At 71.8% G+C, this 26,299-nt stretch carries 18 protein-coding genes; 7 read left to right on the top strand and 11 right to left on the bottom strand.

Annotated features, from left to right (window positions below; genetic code table 11):
* Window positions 1-322: 322 nt before the first annotated feature.
* Window positions 323-739 (top strand): hypothetical protein, encoded by a 417-nt coding sequence (locus AMK22_RS39210; protein ID WP_143203588.1) that lies wholly within the window; start codon window positions 323-325, stop codon window positions 737-739.
* Window positions 740-1,242: 503 nt separating this feature from the next.
* On the opposite strand, the gene purH is transcribed toward AMK22_RS39210, so the two are convergent.
* Both purH and purN read right to left on the bottom strand, forming a co-directional pair.
* On the bottom strand, window positions 1,243-2,796 hold the full coding sequence (gene purH, locus AMK22_RS20430; protein ID WP_073786960.1) for a bifunctional phosphoribosylaminoimidazolecarboxamide formyltransferase/IMP cyclohydrolase: 1,554 nt from the start codon (window positions 2,794-2,796) through the stop codon (window positions 1,243-1,245).
* Window positions 2,783-3,439: a phosphoribosylglycinamide formyltransferase gene (gene purN / locus AMK22_RS20425; protein ID WP_073786959.1), complete on the bottom strand. Its 657-nt coding sequence runs from the start codon at window positions 3,437-3,439 to the stop codon at window positions 2,783-2,785. Before purN ends, purH begins: the two co-directional genes overlap by 14 nt.
* A 370-nt stretch (window positions 3,440-3,809) precedes the next feature.
* Here purN and AMK22_RS20420 point away from each other — a divergent pair, with 370 nt between their 5' ends.
* Window positions 3,810-4,883: a hypothetical protein gene (locus tag AMK22_RS20420; RefSeq protein WP_242434063.1), complete on the top strand. Its 1,074-nt coding sequence runs from the start codon at window positions 3,810-3,812 to the stop codon at window positions 4,881-4,883.
* 70 nt (window positions 4,884-4,953) lie between these two features.
* Here the strand turns inward: AMK22_RS20420 and AMK22_RS20415 are convergent, their stop codons facing one another.
* Window positions 4,954-6,750 carry a cell division protein PerM gene (locus AMK22_RS20415; RefSeq protein ID WP_338014179.1) on the bottom strand — a complete coding sequence of 599 codons (1,797 nt, stop codon included), beginning with the start codon at window positions 6,748-6,750 and terminating at the stop codon, window positions 4,954-4,956.
* Window positions 6,751-7,103: 353 nt separating this feature from the next.
* On the opposite strand from AMK22_RS20415, the gene AMK22_RS38505 reads away from it, so the two are divergent.
* Entirely contained in the window at window positions 7,104-7,934 is an 831-nt protein-coding gene (locus AMK22_RS38505; protein WP_073786958.1) for a sigma factor-like helix-turn-helix DNA-binding protein, read from the top strand.
* Between the two features lie 195 nt (window positions 7,935-8,129).
* On the opposite strand, the gene sucD is transcribed toward AMK22_RS38505, so the two are convergent.
* From sucD to AMK22_RS20385, 5 genes are all read right to left on the bottom strand, one after another.
* Window positions 8,130-9,014, bottom strand: a complete 885-nt coding sequence (gene sucD / locus AMK22_RS20405; RefSeq protein WP_073786957.1) for a succinate--CoA ligase subunit alpha — start codon at window positions 9,012-9,014, stop codon at window positions 8,130-8,132.
* Between the two features lie 21 nt (window positions 9,015-9,035).
* The gene (sucC, locus tag AMK22_RS20400) at window positions 9,036-10,220 is read right to left on the bottom strand and encodes an ADP-forming succinate--CoA ligase subunit beta (protein ID WP_073786956.1); all 1,185 of its coding nucleotides are present in this window, start codon (window positions 10,218-10,220) and stop codon (window positions 9,036-9,038) included.
* Window positions 10,221-10,486: 266 nt separating this feature from the next.
* Window positions 10,487-11,731: a VWA domain-containing protein gene (locus AMK22_RS20395; RefSeq protein WP_073786954.1), complete on the bottom strand. Its 1,245-nt coding sequence runs from the start codon at window positions 11,729-11,731 to the stop codon at window positions 10,487-10,489.
* Complete coding sequence (locus AMK22_RS20390; RefSeq protein ID WP_242434062.1) at window positions 11,728-14,349, bottom strand: DUF5682 family protein; 2,622 nt, start codon at window positions 14,347-14,349, stop codon at window positions 11,728-11,730. Before AMK22_RS20390 ends, AMK22_RS20395 begins: the two co-directional genes overlap by 4 nt.
* Window positions 14,346-15,479, bottom strand: a complete 1,134-nt coding sequence (locus tag AMK22_RS20385; RefSeq protein WP_073786952.1) for an ATP-binding protein — start codon at window positions 15,477-15,479, stop codon at window positions 14,346-14,348. Before AMK22_RS20385 ends, AMK22_RS20390 begins: the two co-directional genes overlap by 4 nt.
* A gap of 325 nt (window positions 15,480-15,804) precedes the next feature.
* On the opposite strand from AMK22_RS20385, the gene AMK22_RS20380 reads away from it, so the two are divergent.
* Window positions 15,805-17,337, top strand: coding sequence for an SWIM zinc finger family protein (locus tag AMK22_RS20380; protein ID WP_079186293.1), 1,533 nt, complete (start codon window positions 15,805-15,807; stop codon window positions 17,335-17,337).
* Window positions 17,338-17,405: 68 nt separating this feature from the next.
* Window positions 17,406-19,019 (top strand): DUF5691 domain-containing protein, encoded by a 1,614-nt coding sequence (locus AMK22_RS20375; protein WP_073786950.1) that lies wholly within the window; start codon window positions 17,406-17,408, stop codon window positions 19,017-19,019.
* A gap of 358 nt (window positions 19,020-19,377) precedes the next feature.
* On the opposite strand, the gene AMK22_RS20370 is transcribed toward AMK22_RS20375, so the two are convergent.
* The gene (locus AMK22_RS20370; RefSeq protein ID WP_073786948.1) at window positions 19,378-19,791 is read right to left on the bottom strand and encodes a cobalamin B12-binding domain-containing protein; all 414 of its coding nucleotides are present in this window, start codon (window positions 19,789-19,791) and stop codon (window positions 19,378-19,380) included.
* 349 nt (window positions 19,792-20,140) lie between these two features.
* Between AMK22_RS20370 and AMK22_RS20365 the strand changes: the two genes are divergently transcribed.
* Entirely contained in the window at window positions 20,141-21,022 is an 882-nt protein-coding gene (locus AMK22_RS20365) for an esterase/lipase family protein (protein ID WP_242434061.1), read from the top strand.
* Between the two features lie 302 nt (window positions 21,023-21,324).
* Window positions 21,325-22,890 (top strand): M23 family metallopeptidase, encoded by a 1,566-nt coding sequence (locus tag AMK22_RS20360; RefSeq protein ID WP_073786946.1) that lies wholly within the window; start codon window positions 21,325-21,327, stop codon window positions 22,888-22,890.
* Between the two features lie 87 nt (window positions 22,891-22,977).
* Here the strand turns inward: AMK22_RS20360 and pcrA are convergent, their stop codons facing one another.
* Together pcrA and AMK22_RS20350 are read right to left on the bottom strand one after the other, a co-directional pair.
* On the bottom strand, window positions 22,978-25,434 hold the full coding sequence (gene pcrA / locus AMK22_RS20355; RefSeq protein ID WP_073786944.1) for a DNA helicase PcrA: 2,457 nt from the start codon (window positions 25,432-25,434) through the stop codon (window positions 22,978-22,980).
* Window positions 25,435-25,735: 301 nt separating this feature from the next.
* Window positions 25,736-26,089, bottom strand: coding sequence for a hypothetical protein (locus AMK22_RS20350; protein WP_073786942.1), 354 nt, complete (start codon window positions 26,087-26,089; stop codon window positions 25,736-25,738).
* Window positions 26,090-26,299 lie beyond the last annotated feature (210 nt).

The raw sequence follows: 26,299 nt of genomic DNA, 5'->3' as shown, positions 1-26,299 counted from the left end.
AACCAGATCACGAGACACTAGAGGTCTCAGAAATAAAATATCGAGATCGAATTGAAGCTTCGGACAGATCCAGCACCTTCCACTCCGCAACCCAACCCTCACGGATCCGCACCGCTTCATAAAGAAACTACTCGCATTATCTAAACCGCCACAATCTGCACATGTGCCACTAAGCACAGCAATCTAGCCACCCTGGCGCCAATCGGCCACTAATGGCTGATTTCCAGTACTAAAAACCTGGACATTCGAACGATCGCACTACTACTCTTGAGCCAAATGGTGACATCGCTTCGATGCCACATGCTTGAACTGGGGGATTTCCTTGAAGATTCGCAGGTTTCTTGGCGTAGCCACAGCAACGGCCGCACTTGCGGCCGGATTCACGGGGCAGGCCGCAGCAGCTACCGTGAATCACGGCATGTTCACGGGCGACCCTTACGGGAGCATCGTCGGGTACAGCGGCGCAGGCACATTCACAGAGAACGGTGACAAGGTCGGAATTTGCGACTCCAAGGCCGACGGGCATGCCGTCCGTCTCCACGTATACACAGGCGGCGTATACAACACACTTCGCTATACCATATCCGTCGGCGGTAAGGGAAATTGCACAGGAAAGACTGCGGCCAACGGAGGAAAGTACGATCTGCCCGAGAACACCAAGATTGGGTTCTTGTTCTGCAGATACAAGGACGGTCAAGATTCCGCGTGCAAGGCCTACAACTGGGTCAACGACAACTAAAGCTGATCGCAAGATCGCTTGTTGCCGCCGGCCCCCAATACGGTCGGCCAAGCAGCACGAGTTTCTGAACATTTCCTTGAAGCCCGCGCTCTCCCCGAGAGCGCGGGCTTCAGCTTTCCGGAAAATTCCCTCGAACGCCTTGAGTCAAGCATTTGTCGCTGCCTCACCGTCCGGGCTGGGCTATGCCGACCCACACCTTCCTCGCTGCGTCGATCGTCATGTCTGGAATGAAAAGAGGCCGCAGGAACCGATCATTCCTCGACCCCCTCACCCTGGCGAGAATTCGAAGGCTCATCGCCATTCCCGCCCAAGGCAGGACGCCACCACCGCCACATTGATCAGATAGCGAAATGTCCCTGGCGTCGCTGCAGCGCTCGGGCTCGAAGACGGCAGGTACACCCCGTGGAACTTCCTGCGCAACTCGCGACGCAGCCGCGCCCCCGCACTCGGCGGGAACGCGGCTTCCAGCGACACACGAACTACCCGGCCCCGAACGACAAAGCTCAGTGGAAGAAGTGGCGCGTGCCCGTGAAGTACATCGTCACGCCCGCCTTCGTCGCGGCCTCGACGACCAGCTCGTCACGGACTGATCCGCCCGGCTGGACCACGGCCTTCACACCGGCGGCGGTCAGGATCTCCAGACCGTCCGGGAACGGGAAGAACGCGTCGGAGGCCGCGTACGAGCCCCGTGCGCGCTCCTCGCCCGCCCGCTCCACGGCCAGCTTCGCGGAGTCGACCCGGTTGACCTGTCCCATGCCGACACCCACCGAGGCGCCGCCCTTGGCGAGCAGGATCGCGTTGGACTTGACCGCGCGGCACGCCTTCCACGCGAAGGCGAGTTCCTTCAGCTCGTCCCCGGAAAGCGCCTCACCGGTGGCCAGGGTCCAGTTGGCCGGGTCGTCGCCCTCGGCCTGGAGGCGGTCGGTGACCTGGAGCAGCGCGCCGCCGTCGATCGGCTTGACCTCGACCGGGGCGGTCGGGGCGTCGGGGCAGCGCAGCACGCGGATGTTCTTCTTGCGGGCCAGGACCTCGACCGCGCCGTCCTCGTACGCCGGGGCGACGATGACCTCGGTGAAGATCTCCGCGACCTGCTCGGCCATGGCCACGGTCACCGGACGGTTGACGGCGATGACCCCGCCGAAGGCCGACAGCGGGTCGCAGGCGTGCGCCTTGCGGTGCGCCTCGGCGACATCGTCGGCGATCGCGATGCCGCACGGGTTGGCGTGCTTGATGATCGCGACGCACGGCTCGGCGTGGTCGTACGCGGCCCGGCGCGCGGCGTCGGTGTCCGTGTAGTTGTTGTACGACATCTCCTTGCCGTGCAGCTGCTCCGCCTCGGCCAGGCCACCGGTGCCGGAGGTGTAGAGCGCGGCGGGCTGGTGCGGGTTCTCGCCGTACCGCAGGACGTTCGCGCGCTCGTACGTCGTACCGAAGAAGTCCGGGAAGCCCGAGTCGTCGGCGGCGGCGTAGTCGGCGGCGAACCAGGAGGCGACGGCGACGTCGTACGCGGCGGTGTGCTGGAACGCCTCGGCGGCCAGGCGCTTGCGGGCGGCGAGGTCGAAGCCGCCCGCCTTGACGGCGGCGAGGACGTCGGCGTACCGCTCGGGGCTGGTGACCACGGCGACCGACGGGTGGTTCTTGGCGGCGGCGCGGACCATGGACGGGCCGCCGATGTCGATCTGCTCCACGCACTCGTCGGCGGAGGCGCCGGAGGCGACCGTCTCCTTGAACGGGTACAGGTTGACGACGACGAGGTCGAACGGTTCCACGCCCAGCTCGGCGAGCTGCTCGCGGTGGGCGTCCAGGCGCAGGTCCGCGAGGATGCCGGCGTGGACGCGCGGGTGCAGCGTCTTGACGCGGCCGTCGAGGCACTCGGGGAAGCCGGTCAGCTCCTCGACCTTGGTGACGGGCACCCCGGCGGCGGCGATCCGCCCGGCGGTGGAGCCGGTGGAGACGAGCTCGACACCCGCCTCGTGCAGACCGCGGGCGAGGTCTTCGAGCCCCGTCTTCTCGTAGACACTGACCAGGGCGCGGCGGATGGGCTTATTCACCGACATGACCGAGATGAACCTTTCGTCCCTCAATGCGATAGCCGTCGCGGGCGAGCCGCCGTACGGCCTCGACGAGCAGCTTGCGCTCGACTTTCTTGATGCGTTCATGGAGGGCCGCTTCGCCCTCCGCCGTGTCCTCTTCGGTCACCTCGACCACGCCCTGCGCGATGATCGGACCGGTGTCGACCCCGTCGTCGACGAAGTGGACGGTGCACCCGGTGACCTTCACGCCGTACGCGAGCGCGTCGCGCACCCCGTGGGCACCGGGAAAGCTGGGGAGCAGGGCGGGGTGGGTGTTGATGAACCGGCCGCCGAACCGGGCGAGGAACTCCTTGCCCACGATCTTCATGAATCCCGCCGACACCACGAGATCCGGGTGGTGCTCGGCGGTCGCGGCGGCGAGCGCCGCGTCCCACTCCTCGCGCGTGGCGTGGTCCTTGACCCGGCACACGAAGGTCGGCAGCCCGGCGCGCTCCGCCCGCTCCAGACCGACGATGCCGTCGCGGTCGGCTCCGACCGCGACGACCCGCGCGCCGAAGCCCTCGGGGTCGTCACCGATGGCGTCGAGCAGTGCTTGGAGGTTCGTTCCGGAGCCGGAGACCAGCACGACCAGGCGGGCCGGTGCGGCGGAAGGGGGCGGGGAGGCCACGGCTGGGCCCTTTCTCGCGTGATGAAGCAGGCGACGATGAATCAGGCGGCATGGAGCAAGTGACACTGAATTTGTATGGTCGTACGAAAGAATCGCGCCCCTCGATACGGGGAACTCTACGAACGGTCGACCGTCAGCAACGATACCGGGAGCCGTGCGAGCCCCCTCGGGACGGGGTGATGGACCGCGCATCCGTCGCATATCGGCCACCGCGGGGCCCGGGGTGGGCCCCGGGCGGGCCGAGGGCCACCGTCCGGCCGCTCGGCGCGGCCACTCCCAGCTTTCGGCCCCTCCTGGCCGGGAGGTAGCGTCAGGGGACAGGGATCCGTCCGCAGGACGGAAATGACGAGATGGGGAAGACGTTCACCACATGACGGACCGACGCCGCCGCACCGCCTTCCACCACTCGTCGCAGCCGTTGCCCGGGCCGGCCTCACTGTTGCCGCAGCCGTCGTTCGGAGCGTTCTCGCCGTCGATCGGAGCGTCCTCGGTGTGGATCGGAACGTCGTCGCGGCCGTTGCCCGAGCCGGGCTCGCCGTTGCTGCGGGAGCACCGGTCCTCCGCCGACTCCTCCCCGTCCTCCCCGGATGTCGCAGGCGCCCCCGGTTCCGCGCGTTCTCAAGGGTCCTCCGGTCCCGCCGACGACAATCCGTTCGCTGCACCGCCCGAGAACCGTCCCGACCGGCCCTGGCAGCCCCGTAACCCCTCGGACGCCGACGACGGCCGGGAGAACGGCGGCCACGGCGACGGACGCGGCGGGAACGGGGGCGAGGGCGGCCAATCACCCAAGGGAGGCTCCCCCGTCGACCGGCCGGCCTGGGGCAGCCAGTGGAGCAATCGGCAGCCCGGCCGACAGAGCGGCGGTTTCGGCGGACGGTCCGGGGGCCCGGGCGGCCCGAACGGTCCTGGCAATCCCGAGGGCAAGCCCGGCGGACTGCGCTGGGACCCGACCGACCCGGCCCAGCGCCGAGCGCGCTACGCACTGCTCGGCGGCATGTGGGCGTTCTTCTTCGCGCTGTTCGACTTCCCGGAGATCGCTCTGCTGCTCGGCGCGCTCGCCGTGTACTGGTCGATCAGCGCGCTCCGTAACAAGCCGAAGGACCCCTCCGCGCCGGGCGACGCCGGAGCGTCCCGCCCGGCCGCGCCCTCCGGCGCACCGGCCACCGGCCCCCTCCAGGGGTCCGGCACCGGGCACGTCCCGGCGGCCGGGTCCGCTCCCGGCTCTCCCGCCCCGAGCTACGGCCGCCAGCAGACCACGGCCGCGCTCAGCGGTCTGGTGACGGCCCTGCTCGCGCTCTCGGTCGTCGCGACGACGTTCACGGTGCAGCTGGTCTACCGCGACTACTACACCTGCGTGAACGACGCCCTGACCAAGTCGGGCCAGCTCGCCTGCAACGATCTGCTGCCCAAGCCGCTGGAGCCCATCTTCGGCATCAAGAACTGACCGTCCTTCACCGAGGACCGAACGTTCTTCGGATCCGAGGACCGGCCGTCCCCTCCGTCGGCGGCCCGTCTCACGGCTTCCCCGACGGCCCGGCGTCTCCTTCCGTACGCCGGGCCGTCCGCGCGTGCCAGGGGTCGGTCGGCAGGAAGTCGTACGGCTCCGCGTCGTCGTCCTCGATCCCCTCCGCCCCACCGACGGTCACCGCCCCGCGTGGCGTGGACACCCTCGCGGAGCCCCGGCCGGTCCGTGCCTTTCTCGGGCGCGTCGGCGGAACGGGTGCCTCGGCGGGTCCCTGACCGACGGGCCTGCTCGCCGCTCCCTCCGTCCCCGCCGCCCCCGCCGTCCGGTCCGCGCTGCGCGCCGTCCGACCCGTTCGCGCCGTCTCCTCCGCTACTCCGGCCGCGTTCCGGCGACGGCCCCGTCCCCGTCCGCCGTTCCGTCCGCGCAGCCGCCAGGCCCGCAGCAACAGCGCCCCGGGAACGGCCAGCACCATCGTCCACGCCGCAGCCGCCGCACCCGTCAGCCACCACACCGGGCCGAACTCCGCGAGCGCGCGGGTGCCGAGCGGCCCGCCCGCGGCGGCGGCCAGCACGGCCATCAGCAACCCGCACCCCAGGGCCCCGAGCGTGGCCGTCAGCGCCGTCCCGCCCGCGCTCCACGCCTCCCCCGGCCCGCCCCTGCCCACGTCTCCGCCGCTTCTTCCTCCGCCCGCGTCTGCGCCGTCCCCGCCGTCACCCGTGTCGTGGACGGGGACGGCGCTTCGTACCGTGAACCGGGCGACCACCACCCCGGCGGCGACCGGCACCGCCGCGGCCGCCCAGTTCGGCCACGTCCCCTCCCCCTGCTCCGGCACCGCGGCCAGCAACGGGAAGACCGGCAGCGCCGGGGGCCCCGAGAAGGCGAGCGGGGTGACCGTGGACGCCGTACCGAGCGCGAAACCCGGGCCGAGCCCGTACGCGGCGGCCCACACCGCCGCGTTCGGCACCAGGACCAGCGCCAGCAGCAGCACCGCGCCCCGGTCCACCCAGCCGCCGACGAGCTGGACGAACGACTGCTGAGCCGCGTCGGCGTGCCAGACCAGCGCCACGGCGACGAGCAGCGCCCCACCGCCCAGCAGCGTCATCACGCCCGCCGCGGCGGACCGCCACACCGTCGCGGCGCGTTCCCGGACCCGGGAGCGCGCCAGCGTCGCACGGATACGCATCGGCACCCGGGGCGGGAGCGGACCGACCGGGTGCCCGTGCGCCGTCCACACACCGGCCGCCGCGGCAGCAGCCACCACCACGGCCGCAGGAAAGAGCAGCGACACCATGCCCACGGACGGCGAACCGCCTCGCACATAGAACGCGACCGCCGCCATGACCACCGCGTACCCGCCCGTGACCAGGCCGAACGCGGCCGACGCCGAAGGCGCCGCGCGCCCCTCCCGGGCCTCCAGGACGTCCCGGGCCGCACGGTGCACCAGCCACAGCGGCAGTACGGCCGGCAGCAGGGGGACGAGACCGACCGGGGCCGGGATCCCGTCGAGCGTGTCGGTCCTGATCAGCTCCGCGCCATGGGCGAGCAGCCAGAGCCCGGCCGCCGTGTGAAGGGCTCCGGAGGGCCCGTCGTCGGGGCTCGGGGAACTGATCCACAGCACCATGACGAGCACGGTGAGCGCGCCGAGGCCCAGCCCGGCCGCGAGCCCTCCGCGCAGGAAGGTGAAGACCAGTACGGCGGAGCGGCTGCGTCGTACGGATCGTTCCGCCGCCCGCACGCCGACCGGCCCCTCGGTCTTTCTCCCGGTCTGTTCCGCGGTCCGCCTCACGGCCTGTTCCGCGGTTTGTTCCGCCGACAACGGCGGGCTGCCTCCGGTCACTTGGGTCACGTCATCATGCTGCCAACGACACGCGCCTATTTCGTGTAACGGGAGAACGGCCGCTGTGTCGCTCAATATACGTTTATGTACTCAATGACTCGGCGCAGGCCCACGAGGGCCCGTTCATGACGCCGGCCGGGCGCCCCCGCGACACCCCTGAACCACCCTTCCTGCCCACCGTGCCCGCGCCTGCCGGATCCGTGCCCGCGCCTGCCAAATCCCTGCCCCTGCCTGCCGGATCCGTGCCCGCGCCCAGCGGGCCAAGGCCCACCGGCGGGTCCGGGCCTGCCGGGGTCGGGCCCGCCGGATCCGGAGCTGCCGGATCCGAGGAAGGGGATCGTGGTTCCGTCGAGCTGTGCGATGTGTCCGAGGCGGCGGTCGAGGCGTTCGACGCCCTGTACGCGCACTGCTCGACCGCCCTCTTCCACCAGACGTTCCTGCTGACCGGGCGCCGAGGACGCTCCCGCGAGTCCGTCGCGCGGGCCTTCGCACTGGCCTGGGAGCGTTGGCCCGAGGTCGCGGTGGACCGCGACCCGGTCGGCTGGGTGCGGGCGGCGGCGTACGAGTACGCGCTGTCGCCGTGGCACCGGCTGCGCCTCGCGCACCGCGCCGTCGACCCGCCGCCCGAGGAGCCCGGTGAACGGGCGCTGCTCGACGCGCTGCTCGCGCTGCCCCCGTCCTACCGGCGCACGCTCGTGCTTCACGACGCCGTCGGCCTGGCCCTGCCGGAGACCGCGGCGGAGACGGAGGCCAGTACCCCGGCGACGGCGAGCAGGCTGATGAACGCGCGTGCCGCGGTCGTCGAGCGGCTGCCCGAACTGGCGGAACCCTCGTCCACCGCCGAACGGTCGGCCCTCCTGCGTGAACGGATCGGCGTGCTCGCCCGGGGGCACCCCGAGGCGTCCGCCGCGCTCCCCACGCCCGACGCGGTCCGTACCGGCAGCGAGCGCCGGGCGCGGTGGTGGACCGGGGTGGTCTTCTCCTTCGCGGCGCTGCTGATCGGTCTGGCGCTGTTCGCCCTGGTCACGTTGCCGGACCGGTACGAGCCCGCGGAGTCCCCGGCCCACCGGGTGGAGGAGGCGCCGCCGCGATTCGGTCCGCAACCGCCGCCCCCGCAGGATCTGAAGCTGCGCACACGGCTGTACGGCGAACTCGTCCAGGGGCCCGCCCGACCGACCCCCCGGGCCGACTGACCGCCTTCCCGCCCGTCACGGGGCCTTCCCCGACCGCCACGGAGGCCGGGCATACGAGCTGTCACGGAGCCGCGTGCACGGGCGGTCCTGCGGCGGAACGAAAACGGCGCGGGCCCGCACCCCTGGTCAGGGGTGCGGGCCCGCGCCGTCTGTGCGGTGCCGCGCCGGGGCGTGCCGCCCCGGTCGGAACGACGGTCAGGCGCCGAGGATCCCGCGCGCGAGCTTGGCGGTCTCGGTCGGCGTCTTGCCGACCTTGACGCCGGCGGCCTCCAAGGCCTCCTTCTTCGCCTGCGCGGTGCCGGAGGAGCCGGAGACGATGGCGCCGGCGTGGCCCATGGTCTTGCCCTCGGGGGCGGTGAAGCCCGCGACGTAACCGACGACCGGCTTGGTGACGTTGGCCTTGATGAAGTCGGCAGCGCGCTCCTCGGCGTCGCCGCCGATCTCGCCGATCATCACGATCAGGTCGGTGTCGGGGTCGGCCTCGAACGCGGCGAGGGCGTCGATGTGCGTCGTACCGATGACCGGGTCGCCACCGATGCCGACGGCGGACGAGAAGCCGATGTCACGGAGCTCGTACATCATCTGGTAGGTCAGCGTGCCGGACTTGGACACGAGACCGATGCGGCCGGGCTTGGTGATGTCGCCCGGGATGATGCCGGCGTTGGACTGGCCGGGGGTGATCAGGCCGGGGCAGTTCGGGCCGATGATCCGGGTCTTGTTGCCCTTCGAGCTCGCGTACGCCCAGAAGGCGGCGGAGTCGTGGACGGCGATGCCCTCGGTGATCACGACGGCGAGCGGGATCTCGGCGTCGATCGCCTCGACCACGGCGGCCTTGGCGAAGGCCGGCGGCACGAAGAGCACCGACACGTTCGCGCCGGTCTTCTCCATCGCCTCGGCGACCGTGCCGAACACGGGTACCTCGGTGCCGTCGAAGTCGACCGACGTGCCCGCCTTGCGCGGGTTCACGCCACCGACGATGTTCGTGCCGTCGCCGAGCATGAGCTTGGTGTGCTTCATACCGGTGGCACCGGTCATCCCCTGGACGATGACCTTGCTGTCCTTGGTGAGGAAGATTGCCATGGTGTTGGAGTCCCTCGTCCCTTACTTCGCAGCAGCCGCGGCGAGCTCGGCGGCCTTGTCGGCCGCGCCGTCCATGGTGTCCACGCGCTGCACGAGCGGGTGGTTGGCGTCGGAGAGGATCCTGCGACCCAGCTCCGCGTTGTTGCCGTCGAGGCGCACGACCAGCGGCTTGGTGACGTCCTCGCCCTTGGACTTGAGCAGTTCGAGCGCCTGGACGATGCCGTTGGCGACCTCGTCGCACGCGGTGATGCCACCGAAGACGTTGACGAAGACGGACTTGACGTCCGGGTCGCCGAGGATGATCTCCAGGCCGTTCGCCATGACCTCGGCGGAGGCGCCGCCACCGATGTCGAGGAAGTTGGCGGGCTTCACGTCGCCGTGCTTCTCACCGGCGTAAGCGACGACGTCCAGGGTCGACATGACCAGACCGGCGCCGTTGCCGATGATGCCGACCTCGCCGTCGAGCTTGACGTAGTTGAGGTTCTTGGCCTTGGCGGCGGCCTCCAGCGGGTTGGCCGCGGCCTTGTCCTCCAGCGCCTCGTGCTCGGGCTGACGGAAGTCGGCGTTGTCGTCGAGCGAGACCTTGCCGTCCAGCGCCAGGATGTCGCCGGAGGCGACCTTGGCGAGCGGGTTGACCTCGACGAGGAGCGCGTCCTCGGCGACGAAGGTCTTCCACAGGGTCACCATGACCTCGGCGACCTGCTCGGCGACCTCGGCGGGGAACTTCGCCTGGGCGACGATCTCGCGGGCCTTCTCGATGGTGACGCCGGTGTTGGAGTCGACCGGGACCTTCGCGAGGGCCTCGGGGGTCTTCTCCGCGACCTCCTCGATGTCCATGCCGCCCTGCACCGAGGCCATGGCCAGGAAGGTGCGGTTGGTGCGGTCGAGGAGGTACGAGACGTAGTACTCCTCGACGATCTCGGGCGCGGTCTCGGCGATCATCACCTTGTGGACCGTGTGGCCCTTGATGTCCATGCCGAGAATGTCGGTCGCGCGGGCGACCGCCTCGTCGGGGGTGGAGGCCAGCTTGACGCCGCCGGCCTTGCCGCGGCCTCCGACCTTCACCTGCGCCTTGACGACCGACTTGCCGCCCAGCCGCTCGGTCGCCTCGCGGGCTGCCTCAGGCGTGTCGATGACTTCACCGGCCAGCACCGGTACACCGTGCTTGGCGAAGAGGTCCCTCGCCTGGTACTCGAACAGGTCCACGCGCGTCCGTCCCTTAATCAGTGGTCTCGCGGTTCGTTTTCTGCGTGGGCGTGCCGCGAGGGGCAAATGCGACTGCTCTGTCACGAGGAAGGCGCACAGGGTGACCCGGTGTACGCGGCATGTCCATCTCGCAGGTTATCCCCGCGCTCCGCGTGACCCTAAATCGCAGATCACACCTGCGCGGTGATTACGGTCACAGATCCGGCGGGTGGCCGGGGCGCGGTGGACGGAGTGGTGGCCGATGTGGCAGGGCTCCCGGGACGGGCTCAGGGTGCCGTCCGGAGGTCGCGGGCACGGGGGGCCTCCCTGTCCGGTACGGGTATCGGTCTCTTCTCGATCGCCGCGGCCATCACCTCGGGGAAGAGGTCCGGCGTGCAGGCGAACGCCGGTGCGCCCAGGGCCGCGAGGGCCGCCGCGTGGTCGTGGTCGTAGGCGGGCGCGCCCTCGTCCGACAGCGCCAGCAGGGCCACGAACTGCACCCCGGACGCCTTCATCGCGGCGACCCGCTTCAGCATCTCGTCGCGTATGCCGCCCTCGTAGAGATCGCTGATGAGCACGACGACGGTGTCGGCGGGGCGGGTGATCCTGGACTGGCAGTACGCGAGCGCGCGGTTGATGTCGGTACCGCCGCCGAGCCGCGTCCCGAACAGCACGTCGACGGGGTCGTCCAACTGGTCGGTGAGGTCGACGACGGCCGTGTCGAAGACGACGAGCCTGGTGCGCAGCGTGCGCATGGAGGCGAGGACCGCGCCGAAGACGGCGGCGTGGACGACGGAGGCCGCCATCGACCCCGACTGGTCGACGCAGAGGACGACGTCCTTCCTCACGGACCGTGCGGCCCGCCCGTACCCGATGAGCCGTTCGGGGACGACGGTGCCGTACTCGGGAAGATAGTTCTTGAGGTTGGCCCGGATCGTGCGGTCCCAGTCGATGTCTTGGTGCCGGGGGCGTTCGTTCCTCGTCGAGCGGTCCAGCGCGCCGGCGAGGGTGGCACGGGTGCGGGTCGCGAGCCGTTTCTCCAGGTCGTCGACGACCTTGCGCACGACGGCCCGCGCGGTCTCCTTCGTCGTCTCGGGCATGGCCCTGCCGAGCGAGAGGAGCGTTCCGACGAGGTGGACGTCGGCCTCGACGGCCTCCAGCATCTCCGGTTCGAGGAGCAGCGCGGAGAGGCCGAGCCGTTCGATGGCGTCCCGCTGCATGATCTGGACGACGGAGCTGGGGAAGTATGTGCGGATGTCACCGAGCCAGCGGGCCACGGACGGGGCGGAGTCCCCGAGCCCGGCCGAGCGGCTGTTCCCGTCCCGGCCTCCCGCCCCGGCACCGCCGCCGTACAACGCGGTCAGCGCCCCGTCCATCGCGGCGTCGCGGCCGGTGAGGCCGCGCCCGGTGCCCTCCTCGCCGTCCCCGCCCAGCACCAGCCGCCAGCGGCGCAGTCGCTCGTCGGCCGTCGACGTGTCGGACCGGATGTCGTGGGGCGGGTGGGTCGTGGTGCCTGCCGTGTTCGTGGTCATCCCGTCGCCCCCAGGGGTTGTTCGGCCAGTGATTCCTCGACGGTTCGGCTCCTGTCGTCCGGGCCGCCTCCGCCCGGCCGCGCAGCGGGGACCGCAGCCGGGCCGGTGCGGGTACCGGTGCCGGCGCCCGGACCCGTGTCGGCGGTCGTGCCGGTGCCGGTCGGGGTAGCGGTGTCGGCGGTCGTGCCGGTGCCCGTATCGGCTTCGGCTCGGGCTTCGGGCTCGGCTTCGGCGGTCGCGCCGGTGGTGGTGCCGAGCAGGAGACGCAGAACCGGCTCCACGGCCTCGGCCCGCGCCGCGTCGAGCCCGGGCCCGAAGCCGGGGGTCACCACCCCGGCGCCCGTACCGGCACCGGTGGCATCGGCAGCCGCCCCACCCGCGGCCGGACCACGCCTCACGAGTTCGCCCAGCGTGCGCAGCACCCCGGCCTCGTAGGCCGAGAAGGTACGACGCAGCAGGGGCAGTACGTCGGCGAAGGAGTCGGCCGGGACGCCGGTGATCCAGGCGTCGACCAGCCCGAGCAGCCGTGCGTCGTGGACGAGGAGCATTCCGCCGCCCGCCCCGCCGACGAACCCCTCGATCCAGGCCGCCGCCTCGGCGGACGGCGTGCCGGGAGAGAGCGCCAGACCCATCAGCCGCGCCGCGTCGTCCTCCGCGATCCGCCCCTCGTCGAGCAGCAGGCGGGCCGCGCGTCCCCTGATGATGCCCGCGACGGTGTCCCGGGCGGCGAGCCGGTGCAGTACGGCGGTCCAGCGCCCGCGCAGCCCGTCCGCTTCGGAACGCGCGGCAACGGCCCCGCCGAGCAGTCCGATCGCGGTGTGCACGCCGTCCATCCGGCGGCGCATCTCGGCGGCGCCGTCGGCGTCGAGTCCGGTGCACGCCGCCGGCAGGCCGACGCAGACGCGCTCCGCCAGCCCGGCGGCGACCTCGCCGAGCGCCCCGGTGTCCGTGGACCGCACGTCGCCGTAGCGCAGGGTGCGGGCCAGTGCGGGCAGGGCGTCGGCGAGCCGGCCGACGTCGGCGTCGAGCGCGGCGCGGTCGGCGAGGGCCCGCATCACCACGGGCAGGGCGTCCGGCAGTTCCGCGAGCAGGCAGTGCTCGGCGAGGGCGGTGATGTCGGCGAGGGAGGCGGCGGAAGCGGCCCGGGAGCCTGCCTTGGCCGTCGCGGCGGAGAGCACGGTGGTGCCCCACGTCCCGGCCTCGGCCACCCGCACGTACAGCTCGGGTTCCCAGCGCAGCCGCCAGCTCTCGCGGAACGTGCCGGTGCTCGCGCGGCCGGTCGTGAGCTCGCCCCAGTCGACGGCGAGGATCCGCAGCCGGTGCAGCAGTCGACTCCGTGCCGCGTCGGTGTTCCTGCGCAGGTCGAGCTCCAACTCCCGTTCCTGCGCCTCCGGTTTGAGCCGGAGGGAACGCTGCTGACGGGTGAGGTTGCGTTGCAGCGGTACGGCGGGGGCGGTGTCGGGCACCTCGCCGAGGGATTCACCGACGACCAGCCGGTCCCGTACGAGTGCCAGCGGGACGTCGGAGCCGTCGCACATCACGGCTCTGACCGCGTCCGTCGTCTCGCTCAGCCCGGCGAGCGGGCGGCCACGCACGGCGGCGAGCGACTCGGCGAGCCGGACGGCCTCGATGACATGGGCGGACGACACGAACCGGCCCTCGTCGCGCAGGAGTCCGGCGACCTTGGTCATCCACCGCTCGATCGGGCGGTCGGCCGCGTCGAAGAGGTGTCCGTACCAGCCGGGCGAGTCGATGCCCGCCCCGTATCCGCTGTTCCGGGCCAGCCTGCGATGCGACCAGGGCACCCAGGTCAGCTCGGTCCTGACCTTGGGCAGCCCCTTGAGCACGGCCCTGTCGGCGGCGAGCGTGGTCCTCGTGGCGAGCGCGGGGACGTGCCAGGCACCGCAGACGACCGCGATGTCGTCTCCGAACTCCTTTCGCGCCTTGCGCAGTTGAATGCGCATGTGTGCCTCGCGAACCGTGTCGCGGGGGTGGTCACCGTCCCCGTACACCTCGCGCAGAGCCGTCATCGCCTCGGCGAGCGCGGCGAAGGGGGCCATCGGGTCGGGGTCGCCGTCCTGGATGCGGTGCTCGACGACGTCCTCCCACCAGCGCTCCGGGTCGTCGTGGCCGGCGGTCCGCGCGAGCACGCGGACGGGGTCGACGGGGGCACGCCCGGACGAACCGGCGGCACTCGGCCCTTCCTCCCCACCGCGGTCGGTGTCTCCTCCCCCGGCCGTCTCCTCCTCCCCGGCCGCCCGCTGCTCGGCCGCCCTCGCGAGGGCCAGGGAGTTCGCGGCGGGAAGGTCGATGAAGCGGACCGGCACGTCGTGCGCCAGGGCCCAACGGATCGCGACCCATTCGGGGGAGAACGCGGCCAGCGGCCAGAACGTCGCCTGCCCCGGGTCGTCGACGGCGTGGGCCAGCAACGCGACCGGCGGACGCATCCGTTCGTCGGCGGCCAGCGGAAGCAGCGGGTCCCCTTCCGGCGGACCCTCGACCAGGACGGCCCGCGGACGTGCTGCCTCCAGGGCCGCGCGGACGGCGCGGGCCGAGCCCGGCCCGTGATGGCGCACCCCCAGCAGAAGGGGGCCGCCCGGTCCTGCGGTCCGGGTCATGCGGACACCTCGCGGCAGGCGCGGTAGAAGTCCTTCCACCCGTCCCGTTCCCGTACCACCGTCTCCAGATACTCCTGCCAGACCACGCGGTCGGCCGCCGGGTCCCGGACGACCGCGCCGAGGATGCCCGCCGCCACGTCGCCGGGGCGCAGCACCCCGTCGCCGAAGTGGGTGGCCAGCGCCAGTCCGTTGGTGACGACGGAGATCGCCTCGGCCGTCGACAGCGTCCCGGTCGGGGACTTGAGCTTGGTGCGTCCGTCCGTGGTGACTCCGTCGCGCAGCTCGCGGAAGACGGTGACGACGCGTCGGATCTCGGCCAGTCCGTCGGTCCCGGACGGCAGGTCGAGCGAGCGCCCGATCTGGTCGACCCGCCGGGACACGATGTCGACCTCCTCGTCCGGTGTGGCGGGCAGCGGCAGGACGACCGTGTTGAACCGGCGGCGCAGGGCGCTGGACAGTTCGTTGACCCCTCGGTCGCGGTCGTTGGCCGTGGCGATGACGTTGAAGCCGCGGACCGCCTGGACCTCCTGTCCCAGTTCGGGGATGGGGAGGGTCTTCTCCGACAGGATCGTGATCAGCGAGTCCTGCACGTCGGCGGGGATGCGGGTGAGTTCCTCGACGCGCGCGGTCATGCCCTCGGCCATGGCGCGCATCAGCGGACTCGGCACCAGCGCTTCCCTGCTGGGGCCGTGCGCGAGCAGTCGCGCGTAGTTCCAGCCGTAGCGGACGGCTTCCTCGGGGGTGCCCGCCGTGCCCTGGACGAGCAGTGTCGAGTCGCCGCTGACGGCGGCCGCGAGATGCTCGGAGACCCACGTCTTGGCGGTGCCGGGGACGCCGAGGAGCAGCAGGGCCCGGTCGGTGGCGAGTGTGGTCACGGCGACCTCGACCAGGCGACGCGGACCGACGTACTTGGGGGTGATCACCGTGCCGTCGGGCAGGGTGCCGCCGAGGAGATAGGTGGAGACGGCCCAGGGGGACAACTGCCAACGGGCGGGCCTGGGACGGTCGTCGGCCGCGACGAGGGCCTTCAGCTCATGGGCGAAGGCGTCCTCGGCGTGCGGGCGCAGGGCCTGTGTCGCAACGTCGGCGGTGGCAGCAGCGGAGGCAGCGGCGGTTTCGGACACGGTCATGGGTCCCCCTCCAGATCGGTCGACCTGTTGCGGTTCCCACCGTGCACCATGGCACTGACAATCGGCCCCCGTCGCAGGTCGGAGGCCGATTCGCGCATCCCGGCCGGTACGTCTGCGGCCGCTCGCCCGTCGGCGGCCTGTGCGTCGGCGGCCGCGGGTCCATTTCTCTGTTCATGCATTCACCCACGCCCAATTTGTCCGGGCATCCGTCCATGCGCCCGGAGCCCGCGGCCAATCGCGGAGAACGGTTCGGGTCACGTGGTGTGCGCACTACCGAATCAGCAGGTCGGACCGATTGTCAGTGGGGCGCTCTACCGTCGTTCCCATGCTGCTATCTCACGGGGGTGAACCTTCGCGCACGGCTGCCCCGGCCGTGCGGTGGACGGTGGAGCAGGTCCTGGCGCTGGCTCCTGACGCGTCGTCGCGCACGGCGGGGAGCGGACTCGGTTCGTCCGGGTCGTGGTCGGGGAGCGGACGCGACGATTCGGGTGCGGTGTGGGGGCTGTGCGCGGGCAGCGGGAGCGAGCCGTATCGAACGGTCGTCGACACCACCGGCCCGGCGTACGGATGCAGTTGCCCCAGTCGGAAGTTCCCGTGCAAGCACGCGCTGGGTCTGCTGCTGGTCCGGGCGGCCGGCGAGTCGGCCCTGCCCCTGGGCGAGGCGCCCGGCTGGGCCGGTGAGTGGCTGACGGCCCGCCGTGGGCGGGCGGCGGAGAAGGAGGGGGAGGCGAACGGGGCCGCGGCGGGTCCGGCCGATCCGGAGTCCGCTCGGCGGCGGGCCGAGCGCCGGGCGGAGCGGATCACCGGCGGCGCCCAGGAGTTGGAACAGCGGTTGGCCGACCTGCTGCGGGGCGGCCTGGCCGCGGCCGACCAGTCGGGGTACGGGCTGTGGGAGGAGACGGCGGCGCGCATGGTCGATGCCCAGGCGCCCGGACTGGCCGCGCGGGCCCGGGAGTTGGGTGCCGTACCGGCGTCGGGGCCGGGCTGGCCGGGGCGGCTGCTGGAGGAGTGCGCGCTGCTGCATCTGCTGGACCGGGCCTGGCTGGGGATCGACCGGCTGCCGGAACCGCTGGCGGCCACGGTCCGTACGCGCGTGGGGCTGAACGTCCCCGCCTCGGGCCCACCGGTCCGGGACCGCTGGCTGGTCCTCGCCCAGTACGACACCCCGGACGGCAGACTCGTCACGCGCCGCGTCTGGCTGTACGGAAGGGAGTCGGGACGTACCGCACTGCTGCTCTCCTTCGGGGCGGCCGGGCGTTCGCCCGAGCTCTCGCTGCCGGTGGGCACCACGGTCGACGCCGAGATCACGCCGTATCCCGGCGCCGGTCGGCTGCGGGCCGAGCCGGGGCAGCGGTTCGGCCTCCCGTCACCGGCCGGTACGCCGCCCGTGGGCGGTACGACCGGGGACGCGATCGCCGCCTACGGAGGCGCCCTGCGGCACGATCCGTGGCTGGACTCCTGGCCGACGACCCTGCGCGAGGTGATACCGGTGCCGTCCGGTCCGGAGGGCTGGCAGCTGGTCGACGCGGCGGGCGACGGCGCCCTGCCCGTCGCTCCGTCGGCGCGGGCCCGGCCCGGGCTGTGGAAACTGGTCGCGCTCTCCGGCGGCGCGCCGGTCACCGTCTTCGGCGAGTGCGGCCACCGCGGCTTCGACCCGCTGGCGGCCTGGGCCACGGCCGGGGACGGGGCCGGGGCGGCGGACCCGGACGGAACGGCGTGTACGGAGGGATCGGCGGGTACGCGTACGGGAGCGGCCCCGGGCGTGCCCCGGTCCGTCGGAGCCGACACCGGCGGCACGGAACACCACGGTGCCGGAAGCGTCGGAAGTGGGGGTGTCGAGATCGTTCCGCTCATCTGACATCCAATGGCTTCCCACAGCTTCCGACGACTTCCGATGGCATCCGATTCGACGTCCGAGGAGGACCAATGCCTCGTACCACCAGGCCCGAGCCGTGGGATGAGCTCGTCACGTCGGCGTTGCTCGGCACCGACCGACGGCCCGCACGGCAGGGTGGCGGACCGGCCGAGTTGCTGGACGCCGCGGCGATCCTGACCGTACGGCGCCGGGCGGGACTGCTGCCCGCCCCTGCGGCTGCCCGACCCGTCCCGTCCCCGGTCGACCCCCGGCCGCCGCTGCCCCCGGCCGCGCGGCGCAGACTGGCCCAGTTGCTCGCGGACCGGTCGGCGCCGGGCGCTTCGGGCGGCCGACGCGGCACGGCGCCCGATCTCACCGAACTGATCCCCCAGTGGCTGGCCATCGCCAACCGGCGCGGCTTCCGCGCCCCTGCCGTGCTGCTCCCTCAACTGCTGGACGCGGCCAGGTCCCGTACCGATCTGCGGCCGCAGGCGCTCGCCTTCGCCGGGCCGCGCGGGCTGTGGCTGGCCGGGCTGAACCCCGAGTGGAGGTTCGCGCTGCGCGGCTCGTCCGGCGGCTCGGCACTGCCCGACGTCACGGACCGGGACGCGGTCGCCCGGCTGTGGGAGGAAGGGCTGTTCGCCGAACGGGTCGCCCTGCTCGGGGCCGTACGGGCGCATGACCCGGCCGAGGCGCTCGCGCTGCTCTCCGGCACCTGGACCACCGAACGGGCCGAGGACCGGCTGATGTTCCTCGACTCCTTGCGCACCGGGCTGTCCCCGGTGGACGAGCCCTTCCTGGAGCGGGCGCTCTCCGACCGCAGCCGGAACGTCCGCTCCACCGCCGCCGAACTGCTCTCCGCGCTGCCGGAGTCGGCGTTCGCCGGCCGGATGGCGGGCCGTGCGCTGTCGTTCGTGAGCCCGGACGTCACGGGCGACGACGCCCGCGTCGCCGTGGAGGCCCCGCACGAATGCGACGCCGCGATGGAGCGCGACGGCGTGATGGCGGTTCCGCCGGCCGGTCGGGGTGAACGGTCGTGGTGGTTGGGGCAGTTGGTGGAGTCCGCCCCCCTGACCGCCTGGTCGGCCCGGTTCGGCGGGCGCACCGCACGGGAGATCGTCGCCCTGCCGGTGGCCGACGGCTGGGCCGAGGAGCTGCACGCGGCGTGGTGCCGGGCGGCGGTGCGTCAGCGGGATCCGGAGTGGGCCCGCGCACTGCTCGGCGCCCCTTCCGTCCCTCCGTCGAACGGCCCCGGCACGGCGTCGCTCGCCGAGCGGTCGAAGCTCCTCGCCATATTTCCGGCGGCCGAACGCAGCGCGTGGGTCGCCGACTTCATCGCCGCGCACGGGCTGTCGGAGGCGTTCCAGCTGCTCGGGGCCTGCCCCGTACCCTGGGCCGAACCGCTCGGCCGCTCGGTCGTCGATGCCCTGGACATCGCGCGGGACGCGGGCAGCTATCCGTGGAGTTTCAGCGGCGTGATGGGACTCGCCGAACGCTGTCTGAACCCGGCCGAGGCGGACCGCCTGGAAGTCCTCACCACGCCCCAGGACGAACCGGAGGACGCGTCTCCGGGCGCCAACGGCTACTGGTCGGAGGCGTTCCAGCGCCTGGTCTCCACGCTTCGACTGCGCGCGGCGATGGAGTCGGAGCTGCTGTCGGGCTCAACGGCGGCACGGGACTCCTGACCGGCGGTACGGCCACGACGTGTCCGGTCGCCCGGCCGGCCGGGCGACCGACCGGATGACCGACCGGTTCCGCCTGCCCGGTCGGCAGGTGGGCGACCTGATGCCAACTGGTTCCCCTCGCCCCGACCGGGCCCGACCTCTCAGACTGCCGGGCCCGGGCGGGCCCGAAGCCGCACGACCGCATGCCCATACCGGCCGTCGCCGAACCGGGTGTGCGGCCACACCGCCGTACCCGCCCGACCGTGCGGAGCCATCGCCGCAGGCCCGTACCGCGCCTCCACGGGCGCACGTCGCGATGCCGTGCGGAGCAGGCGATCCGTTCCGGGCGGGCCGGGCGGCCCGCTGCCTCGCAGCGTGCTCAGGCGTCCGCGGGGTGCCTGACGTTGGCGTTGACCCAGTCGACGATCGAGGCCGTCGTGGCGCCCGGGGTGAAGATCTCCGCGACGCCCTGTTCCTTCAGCGGCGCGATGTCCGCCTCCGGGATGATGCCGCCGCCGAAGACCTTGATGTCCTCCGCCTCGCGTTCCTTCAACAGCTCGATCACCTTGGCGAAGAGCGTGTTGTGGGCGCCGGAGAGGATCGAGAGGCCGATCGCGTCGGCGTCCTCCTGGATCGCGGTGTCCACGATCTGTTCGGGCGTCTGGTGGAGCCCGGTGTAGATGACCTCCATACCGGCGTCGCGCAGCGCCCTCGCGATCACCTTGGCTCCACGGTCATGGCCGTCCAGGCCCGGCTTGGCCACCACCACACGGATCGGACCTGTCACACCCATCACTGCCTCCACATGCGTCTCCCGTGCCTGAAGGGCCGGGGATGTGAACGAACGTTATCGACAGCATCCCGCAACCCGTCGTTTCGCGGTGTGCGGGGAGGGGGAAATCACACGTGGGACATGTTCGCCTGGCGCCGTTCCCACGTGATGCGGCAGGCCTGCCGTCGCGGAAACGTCCGCCGGGGGAGCCGCTACGAGGTCGCCGTACCACCGCGCCCCCAGCCGCGCGGCACGGTGGTACGGCCCTCATCGGGTCCGGACCCGGGCACCGCTCCCCCACGGCTTCCCATGAGGGCCCGCGGGGCCGCAGCCGCTTCCCCCCGCTCGCCGCAGCAGGAGGAGGTCGGCCATGAAAGTCCTGCCCTTCCTCGCCGAAGGCGGAGGCAGAGGCGAAGGCGGAGGCCGGGGCAGAAGCAGAAGCCGTGGCAGAAGCCGGAACGGAAACAGTGACGGTGCCGGGAGTGATGACCGGACTCCCGTCGTCCTCCTGCACGGCTTCATCGGCCACCGTTCGGTCTTCGTCCTCCTGCGCCGCACCCTCGCCCGGCACGGCCGGCGCCATCTGGAGTCGCTCAACTACTCGCTGCTGACCTGCGACCTCCGTACCGCCGCCGAACTGCTCGGCCGGCACGTCGAGGAGATCTGCACCCGCACCGGACACCGCGAGGTCGACATAGTCGGGCATGGCCTCGGCGGTCTGATCGCCCGCTACTACGTGCAATGTCTGGGCGGTGACCAGCGGGTCCGCACCCTGGTCACGCTCGGCACCCCGCACGGCGGGACCACCGTCGCCCCGCCGGCCAGCGCCCATCCCCTCGTGCGCCAGATGCGTACGGGCTCCGCGCCGATCGAGGAACTGCGCGGACCGGCACCGGGCTGCCGCACCCGGTTCGTGAGCTTCTGGAGCGACATCGACCGGGTGATCGTTCCGGCGGAGGCGGCCCGTATCGATCACCCCGACCTCGACGCGCTGAACGTACGGGTCACCGGGGTCGGCCACCTCGCCCTCCCGGCGCACCCCACCGTCGCCACGGCGGTCCGGCAAGCGCTGGAGTCCGGCGGCCCGGCGGACGGAACGACCGACAAAACGGCCGGGGAAACGACGGAGGAGTCCGCAAAGGGGCCTGCGGAGAGGGCTGAGGCGGAGGGGACCGCGGGGGCATCGGGCATCTCCGAAGCCACCGGGTCCGACGGGGCAGCTCCATCCGACGGAACGGCTCCGGTGGCCTGACCCGGACCGGCTCCGTCACACCGGCGCCCGCCCTCACGCCCGCCCCGTCCCTGCCCCCGCCCCAACGCCACGTCCCATCCAGCCCCGGGCGGCATAAATAGAACGATCTTCGAACATAGAGCCAAGGCTCTGTGGACGGCCCGTCGAAAGACGGCCGATTGCCCCTTTCCCGAGTCGTCCACACCCGACGAAGATTGTCCGCGCCGCATACCGCCGGGTACAGTCGCGGCCACTGCTTCCCCCGGGATCCGCCCGCCGGACCCCGGAACACAGGTCCTGCTGCCGAGGCGAGAGAGAAGTTGGTGAACGACCAGCACCCCCACGCCGGGTATGCCGGATACGACAACCAAGCCACCGGCAGCTTCGCCATCGATCCGCTCTTCGGCCCCATGTCCGGCGGCCACGACGGCACGCACGCCGACGGCGGCTACGGCACCGGACAGGCCGGGCAGACCGAGCAGGCCGGATACAGCGGCCACTACGACTCCACGCAGTGGGACACGGGCGCGCACCCGACCGCCGCGTACGACGCCTACACCGCGTACGACACGCAGGCGCAGCAGATCTACGCCCCGGGCCAGACGTACGACACGACAGCCACATGGACGTCCGCCGCCGCACACGACACGGCTGCGACCACGACCATGACCACCACCGCCTTCGCCGACGTCCCGTCGCAGGCCGACGCCCCGGACGTCACCGGCCAGTGGGACACCGGCGGCTGGTACGAGACCGGCCAGTGGGCGACGACCGGCACCGCCGCGTACAGCACGGGCGCCTACGACACCGGCGCGTACGACGCCACCGCCTGGAACACCGGCGCCGCGCCCGACCCGGAGTACGAAGGTCTCGCCGCGCGCACCACGCAGGCGCCGCACGAGGTGCCGGCGGCAGCGGAACACGAACGGGCCGACGAGTCCGCCACGGCCCACCGGGACCCGGTCCACGACGCCACCACCGCCATGATGGCCGCGGTCACCGCGTTCGAGGACCCGACCGGTGCAGCCGATGCGCCGGCCGGGGCGACCGCCGACCCGGAGAGCGAGGCCGGGGGCGACGCCGCCGACATGGCCGACATCGTGCTCGACCCCCACCGCTCCCCCGGCCGCGCCGACGCGCGCGGTGGCCGGAGCCGACGGCGTTCCCCCGCGAAGCGCTCCGCGCTCCTCACCGTCGCCGTGCCTTCCGCCTGTGTGATGAGTGTGGCCGGTATCGCCGCGGCCTCGGTCGGCGGCCTGGGCGGCGAGGACAAGAAGGACGACACGACGACGCTGGCGGCCGCGGCCCCTGGCTCCGTGAAGCCGGCCGTAGCCAACAGCAAGCTGGACACCCAGCTCGCCAACCTCAGCGCCGACGCCGAGAACTTCGCCGACCGCGCCAGCCGCACCCAGGAGCGCATCGACCTGCGGGAACGCCAGGCCGCCGAGAAGAAGAAGCGCCTGGAGGAAGCCGCCCGCAAGGAGGCGCTGCGCCCCAAGTTCGTCATGCCGGTCGCTCAGCACGGCCTCAGCGCGTACTTCGGCCAGGGGGGCGTCAACTGGATGTCCGTGCACACGGGCATCGACTTCCCCGTCTTCACCGGCACGCCGGTGATGGCCGCGACCGACGGCACCGTGCGCACGCAGTGGAACAGCGCCTACGGGAACATGGCCATCGTCACCATGGCCGACGGCACCGAGACCTGGTACTGCCACCTCAGCGCCACGAAGATCCGCTCGGGCCCGGTCAAGGCCGGTGACGTCATCGCGTACTCCGGGGACTCCGGCAACTCGACCGGCCCGCACCTGCACTTCGAGGTACGGCCCGGTGGCGGCACGCCGACGGATCCGCTCCCCTGGTTCCGCAGTCACGGCGTCGACCCCACCTGAGCCACCCGTCCCGCCAGGCCCCCGGAGGGCCGCGGCCCCGGGGCGTCCTGACGGTCGGCCGCCCGGTTCCTCCGGGCGGCCGACCGGCTACAGCTTCTCGACCGGGGCGTACCGAAGCAGCAGCTTCTTCGGGCGGTCGTCGCCGAAGTCGACCGTGGCCTTCGCCTGGTCGCCGACGCCCTCGACCGCCGTCACCGTGCCGAGCCCGAACTGGTCGTGCGTGACCCGGTCCCCGACGGCCAGCGAGATCGTCGGCTTGTCCGAGGTCCGCCGGGTCGCGAAGCCCGAAGGGCCGGAGCGCGAACGCGACGAGGACAGCGAGGAGGAGAGCGACGAGCCGATGCCGGACGTCGGCCCGGCCGGGGCGGCCATCGGCCCGGTCCGCTTCCACTCCAGGTGCTGGTCCGGGATCTCCTCCAGGAACCGCGACGGCGGGTTGTACGAGGGCTGCCCCCACGCGCTGCGCATCGCCGCCCGGGTCAGGTAGAGCCGCTCACGGGCCCGGGTGATGCCGACGTACGCGAGGCGCCGCTCCTCCTCCAGCTCCTTGGTCTGGCCCAGCGCCCGCATGTGCGGGAAGACGCCGTCCTCCATGCCGGTGAGGAAGACCACCGGGAATTCGAGGCCCTTCGCGGTGTGCAGCGTCATCAGCGTGATGACGCCGGAGCCCTCCTCGTCCTCGTCGGGGATCTGGTCGGAGTCGGCGACGAGCGCGACCCGTTCCAGGAACTCGGCGAGCGTGCCCGCGCCCTCCTCGCCCGCCTCGCCCCGCTCCTGCTCGAACTCAAGGGCGACGGCGGCGAGTTCCTGGAGGTTCTCGATGCGGGTCTCGTCCTGCGGGTCGGTGGACGCCTGGAGTTCGGCGAGATAGCCCGTACGCTCCAGAACGGCCTCCAGGACCACCGCCGGGCCCACGCCGGACTCGACGACCGTGCGCAGCTCCTCCATCAGCGTGTTGAACCGCTTGACGGCGTTGGCCGACCGGGCCGCCATGCCGTACGCCTCGTCGACCCGGCGCAGCGCCTGCGGGAACGTGATCTTCTCGCGCAGTGCCAGGGCTTCGATCATCGCCTCGGCACGCTCGCCGATGCCGCGCTTGGGCACGTTGAGGACGCGACGCAGCGGGACGGCGTCCTCGGGGTTGGCGAGGACCCGGAGGTAGGCCAGGACGTCCCGGACCTCCTTGCGCTCGTAGAAGCGCACCCCGCCGACGACCTTGTAGGGCAGGCCGACGCGGATGAAGATCTCCTCGAAGACACGGGACTGCGCGTTGGTGCGGTAGAAGACCGCGACGTCGCCCGCCCTGGCGTCGCCCGCGTCGGTCAGCCGGTCGATCTCCTCGGCGACGAACTGCGCCTCGTCGTGCTCGGTGTCGGCGACATAGCCGGTGATCCCGGCTCCCGTGCCCGCGTTCGTCCAGAGGTTCTTGGGACGGCGGCTCTCGTTGCGCTCGATGACCGCGTTGGCGGCGGACAGGATGGTCTGCGTGGAGCGGTAGTTCTGCTCCAGCAGGATCGTGGTCGCGTCCGGGTAGTCCTCCTCGAACTGGAGGATGTTGCGGATGGTCGCGCCCCGGAAGGCGTAGATCGACTGGTCCGCGTCACCGACGACGCACAGCTCGGCGGGGGCTTCGCCTTCGCCCGCCGGGCCGACCAGTTCGCGTACGAGGGTGTACTGGGCGTGGTTGGTGTCCTGGTACTCGTCGACGAGGACGTACCGGAAGCGGCGGCGGTAGTGCTCGGCGACGTCGGGGAACGCCTGGAGCAGATGGACCGTCGTCATGATGATGTCGTCGAAGTCCAGCGCGTTGGCCTCGCGCAGCCGCGCCTGGTACATCGTGTACGCCTGGGCGAGGGTCCTCTCGAAGCCGTCCGCGGCCTGGCCCGTGAAGGTCTCCTCGTCGATCAGCTCGTTCTTCAGGCTGGAGACCTTGGCCGTGAACGACTTCGGCGGGAAGCGCTTCGGGTCGAGGTCCAGATCGCGGCAGACCAGGGCCATCAGCCGCTTGGAGTCGGCGGCGTCGTAGATCGAGAACGACGAGGTGAAACCGAGCTTCTTCGACTCGCGGCGCAGGATGCGCACGCACGCGCTGTGGAACGTCATGACCCACATGGCGTGGGCGCGCGGGCCGACGAGCTGCTCGACGCGCTCCTTCATCTCGCCCGCGGCCTTGTTGGTGAAGGTGATCGCCAGGATCTGCCCGGGGTGCACCCCGCGCGTGGCCAGCAGGTGGGCGATCCGGTGGGTCAGTACGCGGGTCTTGCCGGAGCCCGCCCCGGCGACGATGAGCAGGGGCGAGCCCGCGTGGACCACGGCGGCGCGCTGCTGCTCGTTCAGCCCGTCGAGGAGCGCCGCGGGATCGACGACGGGGCGGGGCGCGCCGTCGCGGTAGAACGCGTCCCTGGGCGGCGGGGGCCCGTCGAACACGCCCGCGAAGAGGTCCTCCGGCACGTCTTCGGGCGCCGACTCCTCGGGGGGCGGCGGGGGCCCTTCCTCCGCGTGCTGGAGGCCGGCCAGGAAACTGTCGTCAAAGAGGCTGCTCATCGCTGAACGAGTCTAGGCCGTTTCGTCGAAGTGTCGTCGTCCGGCCGAAGAAACGTCCGTGCGGCATCCGGTGCTTCGATCGCAAGGCGGAGGATCGTCCTCGTACCGGACGTACGAGGGCCGCCGCGGGCCGTGCGCCCGGCGCAGACGTACAGCGGCGCAGGCGTACGGCCGGCCCCGCGCGTACGGCCCCGGAACGGCGGCGAGCCCCTGCGGAACGACTCGCAGGGGCTCGCCCGGCAGGACGGTCGGGGGCTCGCGCGACGGAGCGACCAGGGGGCTCGCGCGGCGGGATCGGGGCTCAGACCCAGAGCGTGGCGATGAATATGTTGGCGAGCGTCAGCCCGCCCACCGCCGCGAAGGCGCCCTTGTCGACCTTCTCCTCGTCGCGCTTGATGTAGACGAGCGCGAGGATGACGACCAGGATCAGCAGCTTCACACCGATCTTGATGTTGTTCACCTCGTGCCCCTGGGCCTGGTGGAGGCCGACCAGCGCGACGCCGGTGACCAGCATCGTGAGCGCGCCGTGCAGCATCGCCGGGACGAACCGGGCCGTGCCCGCGCCCATGGCCTTCATCTGGGTCAGGAAACCGCCCAGCAGCGAGGCGATCCCGATGATGTGCAGGGCGACCAAGGCATGAATGAGTACGTCCATGAGGCGCAGCCTAACCCTGCCCATATCACCACTCGACAGGCAGGTGCACGTTCCTGGAGCCACACTCGTGTCTGCACCAATTGTCCGACTCTGATGCGCTTCCCCTGATCGATTGACGACAGCGGCGCGCCAAATTCGGACAATAAGCGTCATTACAACTCTTTCCCGTGCCCTCGGATTAGCGTCCCTGACCAGGTGACCGGCCACACC

It is taken from the genome of Streptomyces sp. CB01580, from assembly GCF_001905795.1.
GTDB lineage: Bacteria > Actinomycetota > Actinomycetes > Streptomycetales > Streptomycetaceae > Streptomyces.
Note: the sequence above shows the minus strand (reverse complement) of the source record. Positions and strands in the feature narration are given on the sequence as shown.

Bases quoted from the DNA above. Each gene is read 5' to 3' on its own strand.
- purH (WP_073786960.1), bottom strand. From the start codon at position 2,796: ATGTCGGTGAATAAGCCCATCCGCCGCGCCCTGGTCAGTGTCTACGAG.
- pcrA (WP_073786944.1), bottom strand. From the start codon at position 25,434: ATGAGCAGCCTCTTTGACGACAGTTTCCTGGCCGGCCTCCAGCACGCG.
- AMK22_RS20420 (WP_242434063.1), top strand. From the start codon at position 3,810: ATGACGGACCGACGCCGCCGCACCGCCTTCCACCACTCGTCGCAGCCG.
- AMK22_RS20390 (WP_242434062.1), bottom strand. From the start codon at position 14,349: ATGACCCGGACCGCAGGACCGGGCGGCCCCCTTCTGCTGGGGGTGCGC.
- AMK22_RS20375 (WP_073786950.1), top strand. From the start codon at position 17,406: ATGCCTCGTACCACCAGGCCCGAGCCGTGGGATGAGCTCGTCACGTCG.
- AMK22_RS20350 (WP_073786942.1), bottom strand. From the start codon at position 26,089: ATGGACGTACTCATTCATGCCTTGGTCGCCCTGCACATCATCGGGATC.
- AMK22_RS20365 (WP_242434061.1), top strand. From the start codon at position 20,141: ATGAAAGTCCTGCCCTTCCTCGCCGAAGGCGGAGGCAGAGGCGAAGGC.
- AMK22_RS20385 (WP_073786952.1), bottom strand. From the start codon at position 15,479: ATGACCGTGTCCGAAACCGCCGCTGCCTCCGCTGCTGCCACCGCCGAC.
- AMK22_RS20370 (WP_073786948.1), bottom strand. From the start codon at position 19,791: ATGGGTGTGACAGGTCCGATCCGTGTGGTGGTGGCCAAGCCGGGCCTG.
- sucD (WP_073786957.1), bottom strand. From the start codon at position 9,014: ATGGCAATCTTCCTCACCAAGGACAGCAAGGTCATCGTCCAGGGGATG.
- AMK22_RS20380 (WP_079186293.1), top strand. From the start codon at position 15,805: ATGCTGCTATCTCACGGGGGTGAACCTTCGCGCACGGCTGCCCCGGCC.
- AMK22_RS20395 (WP_073786954.1), bottom strand. From the start codon at position 11,731: ATGACCACGAACACGGCAGGCACCACGACCCACCCGCCCCACGACATC.